Annotated in this window: 6 protein-coding genes; 5 read left to right on the top strand and 1 reads right to left on the bottom strand. The window is 73.5% G+C overall.

The features are described from left to right. Both BGO91_RS14915 and BGO91_RS14920 read left to right on the top strand, forming a co-directional pair. On the top strand, positions 1–3,321 hold a 3,321-nt coding region (locus BGO91_RS14915), incomplete at its 5' end, for a glycosyltransferase (protein ID WP_290473521.1). Further along, on the top strand, positions 3,314–4,744 hold the full coding sequence (locus BGO91_RS14920; RefSeq protein WP_290473522.1) for a DUF5719 family protein: 1,431 nt from the start codon (positions 3,314–3,316) through the stop codon (positions 4,742–4,744). The genes BGO91_RS14915 and BGO91_RS14920, both read left to right, overlap by 8 nt. A 15-nt stretch (positions 4,745–4,759) precedes the next feature. On the opposite strand, the gene BGO91_RS14925 is transcribed toward BGO91_RS14920, so the two are convergent. Beyond that, positions 4,760–5,203 carry a metallopeptidase family protein gene (locus BGO91_RS14925; RefSeq protein ID WP_039922941.1) on the bottom strand — a complete coding sequence of 148 codons (444 nt, stop codon included), beginning with the start codon at positions 5,201–5,203 and terminating at the stop codon, positions 4,760–4,762. 42 nt (positions 5,204–5,245) lie between these two features. On the opposite strand from BGO91_RS14925, the gene BGO91_RS14930 reads away from it, so the two are divergent. The 3 genes from BGO91_RS14930 to BGO91_RS14940 form a co-directional block, all read left to right on the top strand. Beyond that, entirely contained in the window at positions 5,246–5,458 is a 213-nt protein-coding gene (locus BGO91_RS14930) for a DUF3499 family protein (protein WP_290473523.1), read from the top strand. 5 nt (positions 5,459–5,463) lie between these two features. Beyond that, positions 5,464–6,900, top strand: coding sequence for a phosphomannomutase/phosphoglucomutase (locus BGO91_RS14935; RefSeq protein ID WP_290473524.1), 1,437 nt, complete (start codon positions 5,464–5,466; stop codon positions 6,898–6,900). Between the two features lie 50 nt (positions 6,901–6,950). After that, the coding region (locus BGO91_RS14940) for an adenosylhomocysteinase (protein ID WP_290473796.1) at positions 6,951–7,282 on the top strand (332 nt) is incomplete at its 3' end.

Genomic DNA, 7,282 nt, shown 5'->3' on the forward strand with positions numbered 1-7,282 from the left:
CGCCTGCTGGCCGCGTCCGGTCCCACCCAATTGCTCAGCATCCCCGAGAAGCTCCCGTTCGGAGCGCCGGTCGCCACCGCCGTCCGCGTGCTCCCGCCGACGACGTCGTCGGACGAGCTCATCTGGCTCCTCGCCCACGACACCGCCCCCGAGCCCGAGGCGCTCGCCGCGCTCCTCGCCGCGCTCGAGGTGTCGCCGTCGGTCGCCGTGGTCGGGCCGAAGCTCGTCGACGCCGAGGATCCGGCGTTCATCCGCGAGTTCGGCGAGGCGATGACGCCCTTCGGCGCCGCCGTCCCCCTCGTCGAGAACGAGCTCGACCAGGCTCAGCACGACGGTCTGAGCGACGTGCTCGCGGTCTCCTCCGCGGGGATGCTCGTGCGCCAGACCCTGTGGGAGGCGCTCGACGGCTTCGATCCGGCTCTCCCCACCGCCGACGACGGGCTCGACTTCTGCACCCGCGCGCGCCTGGCGGGATACCGGGTGACGCTCGTCGCCCAGGCGCGCGTCGCCATCGGCGGCGACGGTCTCGCCGGCCCCAACCTCTCGCCGAAATGGCGCGTCCGCCGCCGCCTCGTGAAGGAGCGTCGCGCCGCCCAGCTGCACCGCCGGATGGTGTACGCACCGGGCTGGGCCGTCCCGTTCCACTGGCTCAGCCTCGTCCCGCTGGCCATCCTGCGCTCGCTGGTCCGGTTGCTCCGCAAGGAGCCGGGCTCGATCGGCGGAGAGCTCGCCGCGGCGTTCCGCGTCGCGTTCTCGGGCATGGCGGTCGGCAACGCGCGCCGCCGGCTGGCGAAGAGCCGCACCGTCACCTGGGCGGCGGTCGCGCCGCTCCGCATCCCGTTCGCGGAGGTCCGCCGGGCGCGCGCGCTCAAACGGGAGGCGGCGCTCGTCTCCCAGCAGGGCGAGAAGCAGGATCTCGACTTCTTCGGGACGGGCGGCGGCTGGACCGTGCTGGTCGCGCTCGTCGCGGGCGCGCTGCTGTTCTATCCGCTGGTCGGCAACGGGGCGCTCGCCGGGGGAGGCCTGCTGCCGCTCGACACGTCGGTCGGGCAGCTCTGGGCGAACCTCGGCTACGGGTGGCGGGATGTGAGCCTCGGCTTCACCGGCGCCGCCGACCCGTTCTCCGCCGTGCTGGCGGTGCTCGGCTCACTGACGTTCTGGCAGCCCTCCCTCTCCCTCGTCGTCCTCTACATCGTGGCGCTGCCGCTCACCGCGCTCGGCGCCTGGCTGGCCGCCGCGCGGCTCACGGCCCGCACCATGCTGCGCGTCTTCGGCGCCCTCGTCTACACGTTCGCCCCGACGCTGTTCCTGGCGATGCAGGACGGCCGCCCCTCGGCGGTGCTCGCGCACCTCCTGCTCCCGTGGCTGTTCTTCGCCGGCCTCGCGGCACGGCGATCGTGGGCGGCGAGTGCGACCACCGCACTGCTCGCGGCCGCGACGGCGGCGTGCGCGCCCATCCTGCTCCCCGCGCTCGTGATCGCCTGGATCGCGGCGATCGTCTTCGCCGGTCGTCGGGCCGCCCGGATCGCCTTCATCCCCCTGCCGACGATCGTGCTGTTCGCTCCGCTCGTCTGGCAGCAGGGCGCGCGCGGCGCCTGGTTGTCGATCCTCGCCGATCCCGGGGTGCCGCTCGACTCCCGGCAGACCCCGGCCTGGCAGCTGGCACTCGGCTTCCCCGACGGGATGCTCGGCGGCTGGCACGACCTCCTCGAGGCCACGGGATTCGCGCACGCCCCCACGATCCTGGTCGCCATCCTGCTCGCGCCGCTCGGCATCCTGGCCCTGCTCGCGCTCTTCCTGCGCGGAACGGTGCGCGCGGTCATGGCCCTGCTGGTCGCGCTGGCCGGCTTCGTGACCGCGGTCGGTGCACTGCACCTCCAGGTCGCTGCTGCCGGCGGGACGGTCGTCCCGGTCTGGCCGGGGACCGCCGTCAGCCTCTACTGGCTCGGGATGACCGGTGCGGCCGTCCTCGCACTCTCGGCCCTCGGCCGCGCCGCCGTGTACCCGGCCTGGGTCGCGATCGTGGCCATCGGCGTCGCCGCGGCTCCGGTCGCGATCATGACGGACCGGGGCACCGCGGAGGTCGTGGAGAGCGACGGGCGCACGATGCCGGCGGTCGTCACCGCCAAGGCGTCGACGCAGCCGCGGACGGGCACCCTGCTGATCACTCCGCAGCCGGACGGCGGCATCGCGGCCGAGGTGGTGCGCGGCTCGGGGGCGACCCTCGACGACCAGTCGACGCTCGCCAGCACCCGGCGGACCGTGACGGGCGAGCAGAGCGACCTCGCGACCCTCGCGGGCAACCTGGCGTCGCGGAGCGGGTACGACGCGACGAAGGAGTTGACCGACCTCGGCGTCGACTTCGTGCTGCTCGCTCCCTCGGCGCGGACGCTCGACGGGAACGACACCGGCACGGCGGACGCCACGCAATCGCGCGCGACGGTCGCGCTCGACGCCAACCCCGTGCTCGCCGGCGTCGGCACGACGGCGAACGGCCGGCTCTGGGCGTTCGCCCGCGGCACGGACGCGGTGCCGTCCGCGGCGGCGATCCCCGCGGACGCAGGCGGGATCTGGCGGATCCTCGTGCTGCTCGTCCAGGGCATCGTGGTCGGCGTGACGCTGCTCATGTCCATCCCGACCACGCGTTCGGCCGACCGCGTCGCCGAGCTCAACGCCCGGCGTGCGCAGGGCAAGGGCCGCGACGTGGTGGCGGTGGAGCCCGACGACAAGCCGGAGCCGACCGCCGAGGGCGACGAGACGATCGCGGACGAGAGCGTGGCCGAGTACGACGCCGAGCCCGAGGACGAGGCCGTCGTCGAGTCAGCGGACGAGGACGAGGCGAGGGCGGCGGAGCCGGAACCCGAGACCGAGCCTCGGATCGACGCGGCGGACTCGTCCGTTCCGGAGAACGCGTCCGTTCCGGTGGAAGCGACCGTTGCGGCGGACGACCCGATCGCGGAGCCGGAGCCGGAGCCGGAGCCGGAGCCGGAGCCCGAGCCCGAGCCTGAGCCGGCGGCGGCGACACCGCCTGCCGTGCCCCCGACCATCCCCGCCGTCGCGCCCGTACCGCTCGCACCGCACGCCGACCGGGTGCCTCTGGTCGGCCGGCCGCCGGTCGCGGTCGCCCTTCCGGCCCCCGCCCCCACCGCCGACGAGGTCGTCGCGCCCGAGGAGTCCGAGGCGTCCGCGGAGGACGAGCCCCGGCTCCCCACCCGGCCCGTTCCCATCGTGGAGGAGCAGCCGACGACGCTCGAAGACGGACTCGAGGAGACGATCATCCGACCGCGACGTGCGACCGACGATGGAGGCGACCGTGGCTGACAAGCGTGGACTGGCCCGGATCGGCGCCCGTGCGCTCGGCGGCATCATCGGCGCCGGTGTGGCGGTCGTGGCGATCGCCGGAGCGACGCTCCTCCCACTGCCCGATTTCGCGATCGGCGCCCCCGCGAAGACCGTCCGCCCCGTCGCCGCCGACCAGCAGCGCGTGTGCCCGGGCCCGATCCTCGCCCTGGCGGCGGACGCGGGGTCGGCGACGCAGGCCAGTCCGATCGGGCAGGCCACCAGCACCTACGGCACCGACGGTCCCGATGTGCAGGTGCGCAGCCTGAAGCCGGACTCCGACTCCGATTCGCGCAGCCAGGCTCCGCAGGCCCTCACCGTCTCCACGCCGGAAGGCTCGAGCACCCCGCCGCTCTTCGCGGGCGCTCAGGTCCAGACGGCGACGTCCGACGACCTCGCCGGTCTCGCCGCCTCCGCGTGCGCGGAGCCGGCCGCCGACACGTGGCTCGTCGCCGGGTCGACCTCCCTCGGCCAGACGAGCCTCGTGCTGCTCGCCAACCCGACCTCGGTCGACGCGACCGTCTCCTTGGGCATCTACACCGAGACGGGCGAGGTCAGCGCTCCCGGTGCGGCCGGGATCACCGTCCCGGCCGGCGGCCAGAAGGTCGTCCCGCTCGCCGGGCTCGCCCCGGCCGCCTCCGCGCCGGTGGTCCACGTGCAGACGACGGGCGGCGAGGTCGTCGCCACGATGCAGCAGAGCTTCGAGCAGGGCATCCAGCCGCAGGGCGTCGAGCTCACCGGCGGGACGGGCGCCCCCTCCCGCCAGCAGATCATCTCCGGGATGACGATCGCGAACCTCGCCGCCGTCACGGCCGCCGAGTCCGGTGAGAGCGTCGGCGTGGAGTTCCCCGCGCTGCGCATCTTCGTCCCCGGCACCACCGACGCCGACATCACGGTCGGCGTCGTGGGGGAGGAAGGCACCGCGGCCGGAACATCGCACGCACAGACCGTGAAGGCGGGGAACGTGGCGGAGATCCCGCTCACCGACCTCAAGGACGGCAGCTACACGGTCACGGTCAACTCGTCGGTGCCTGTCGTGGCCGCCGCGCGCACGACCAGCATCGGGGCGTCGAAGCGCGACTTCGCCTGGTTCGTCTCGTCGGCCCCGCTGGGCGACTCCCTCCTCGCCGCCGTCCCCGGCGGTCCCGGCGGAGTGCTGCACCTGGCGAATCCCGACGAGAAGGACCGCACGGTCACGATCACCCCCGACGACGGCAAGGCCACCAAGCTGGTGGTGCCCGCCGAGGGGGCGGCTCACCTCGCCGTGAGCGGGACGCGCTACACGATCGACGGCGCCGAGGGACTCCGCGGCAGCGTCAGCTTCGCGGCCGACGGCGCGAGCAGCACGTTCGCCCTCGCTCCTCCCGGACCGCTCGCCGCCCCGATCGAGGTCTACCCGCGCTGAGGCGGCCGGCCGACGTCAGAAGTGGCGGAACCGGTCCGGCGCCAGATCCCACGGATCCTTGCCGAGCAGTTCGGCGACCGCGCGGAAGACGCAGCCCTCGATGTACATGCGGCGGTGGATGTCGTCCTCGCGGTGCAGCTTCGTCAGTCGCTGGATCGGCACCCGGTAGAAGACGATGCGGCGGCGCGAGTGGTCGACCCGCCAGCGGTCCACCCCGTCGGTGCCGGTGTTGCCGATCGGCGTCGCCGCCACCTCGAAGTGGACGTCGGCCAGCTCCTCCGGCCAGACGCCCTTGAGGTAGTCGGCGGTGGAGGCCACCGTCATGTCGAAGAAGTCGATGCGGTTCTGCAGCATCGGCAGGTGCGGCCCGGTGACCGGTCCGCGGGCCCCGCGTCCGTGCCGGCTCCGCCAGCGGCTGGTGGCCGGTGGCTGACTGCTGGTGCGGCGGTTGCGGGGCATGTCGCCATCCTACGTCGCACGCGCTCGGGTAGTCTGAGCCCGATGTTGAGCCGTCCGTGTTCCCGTGTCGCGTGTCCGCGCGATGCCGTCGCCACGCTCACCTACGTCTATGCGGACTCGATGGCCGTCCTCGGGCCGCTGAGCCTCTCCCACGAGCCGCACACCTACGACCTCTGCGCCATCCACGCCGAGCGGCTCTCGGCGCCGCAGGGCTGGAGCATCGTGCGGCACGAGGTCTTCGGTGAAGTAGGTTGAGGAACGTGAACCGACGCGATACCGATGACTCCCGCACGCCGCTCGACGCCGTCGTCAAGGCCTACGACATCCGCGGTCTGGTCGGCGAGCAGCTGACCCCGTTGCTCGTCGAGGCGGTCGGCGCCGCCTTCGTCGACGAGGTCGGCGCGGCCGGCGGCGAGCTGGTCGTCGGGCACGACATGCGCGACTCCTCCCCGGGGTTCGCCGAAGCGTTCGCCCGCGGTGCGCAGGCACGCGGCGCCGACGTCGTCTCCATCGGACTCTGCTCGACGGACGAGTCGTACTACGCCTCGGGCGCCCTCGCGGCCCCCTCGGCGATGTTCACCGCCAGCCACAACCCGGCGACCTACAACGGCATCAAGCTCTCCCGTGCGGGGGCGCAGGGGCTCAGCATGGACACCGGGCTCTCGGGCGTGCGCGACCGCGCCGCCGCGTTCCTCGCCGAGGGGATCCCGCCGGTCGCGACCCCGGGCACGTACCGCGAGGAGGACGTGCTCGCCGCGTACGCGGCCTACCTCCGGTCGCTCGTCGACCTGAGCGGCATCCGCCCGATCACCGTCGTCGTGGACGCGGGCAACGGCATGGGCGGGCTCACCGTCCCGTCGGTGCTGGGGGAGGCCGCCGGGCTGCCCGCCCTCCCGATCACGATCATCCCGCTCTACTTCGAGCTGGACGGGACCTTCCCGAACCACGAGGCCAACCCGCTCGAGCCGTCGAACCTCGTCGACCTGCAGAAGGCCGTCGTCGAGCACGGCGCCGATCTGGGCCTCGCGTTCGACGGGGATGCCGACCGCTGCTTCGTCGTCGACGAGAACGGCGACGCGGTCAACCCGTCGGCGGTCGCCGCGATCGTGGCGCTGCGCGAGATCGCCCGCGCCCGTGCCGCCGATCCCGATGCCGAGATCACCGTCATCCACAACCTCATCACCTCCAACATCGTCCCCGAGACGATCGAGGCGGCCGGGGCCACCCCGTTGCGCACCCGCGTCGGGCACTCGCTGATCAAGGCCGCGATGCGCGAGTCGGGCGCCGTCTTCGGCGGCGAGCACTCCGCGCACTACTACTTCCGCGACTTCTGGAGCGCCGACAACGGGATGCTCGCAGCGATGCACCTGCTCGCGGAGTTCGGCGGTCAGGACCGCCCGCTGTCCGAGCTCGCCTCCGCCTTCTCGCCGTACGCGCAGTCGGGCGAGATCAACTCCACGATCGACGACGTGCCCGCGGCATTCACCCGCATCGTGGAGGCGTTCGCCCCGCGCGCCGAGTTCGACGAGCTCGACGGGCTCACCGTCCTCGGCCAGGTCGGCCAGGACGAGCCCTTCTGGTGGTTCTCCGTGCGCTCCTCCAACACCGAGCCCCTGCTCCGGCTGAACGTCGAGGCCGCCGACAGCGGCACGATGGCGCGGATCCGCGACGAGGTGCTGGCGCTCATCCGCGCCTGACGACGCCCCCGTCGTCATCGGGCGCCCGCTCCCGGGCGCACAATGCGAGAATGGGTGCCATGCCAGCTTCGACCGTCTCCGAAACCGCCCTGCCCTTCAAGGTCGCCGACCTGTCCCTCGCCGCCGCGGGCCGTCATCAGCTCCGGCTCGCCGAGAACGAGATGCCGGGCCTCATGGCGCTCCGCGAGGAGTTCGGCCCGTCGCAGCCGCTCGCCGGCGCGCGCATCGCCGGCTCGCTGCACATGACCGTGCAGACCGCCGTCCTCATCGAGACCCTCGTGGCCCTCGGCGCGCAGGTGCGCTGGGCGAGCTGCAACATCTTCTCCACCCAGGACGAGGCGGCCGCGGCGGTCGCGGTCGGCCCGACCGGCACCCTCGCGGC

The organism is Leifsonia sp. 71-9 (assembly GCF_001898805.1).
GTDB lineage: Bacteria > Actinomycetota > Actinomycetes > Actinomycetales > Microbacteriaceae > Leifsonia.

Coding starts and splice junctions, on each gene's coding strand:
- BGO91_RS14925 (WP_039922941.1), bottom strand. CDS start 5,203: ATGCCCCGCAACCGCCGCACCAGCAGTCAGCCACCGGCCACCAGCCGC.
- BGO91_RS14930 (WP_290473523.1), top strand. CDS start 5,246: ATGTTGAGCCGTCCGTGTTCCCGTGTCGCGTGTCCGCGCGATGCCGTC.